Below are 203 nucleotides of genomic sequence, written 5' to 3'. Positions count from 1 at the left end.
TCGAGATTGGCGTTTTGAAAAGCCAATGCCTCGACCGCAGGATCGACGACAAACACAGGATGATTGCAGAGATCAATGCTTGGCAGCAGCAGAGAAACGCGCAAAGGGCACAAATCCAATGGATGTTCACCACCGAAAAAGCCCGTGAAAAACTCCACAAGGCCTATCCAGTCAAAGAGTCATAATCTCTGCGGAGGGGTACT

1 pseudogene is annotated in these 203 nt (G+C 49.8%); it reads left to right on the top strand.

Annotated features, from left to right (window positions below):
• Positions 1-185 (top strand): annotated as a pseudogene (locus RHSP_RS35390) (IS630 family transposase); the annotation flags it as partial.
• Positions 186-203 lie beyond the last annotated feature (18 nt).

The sequence above is a fragment of the Rhizobium freirei PRF 81 genome, assembly GCF_000359745.1.
Lineage (GTDB): Bacteria > Pseudomonadota > Alphaproteobacteria > Rhizobiales > Rhizobiaceae > Rhizobium > Rhizobium freirei.
This window is presented reverse-complemented; position numbering and strand designations above follow the sequence as displayed.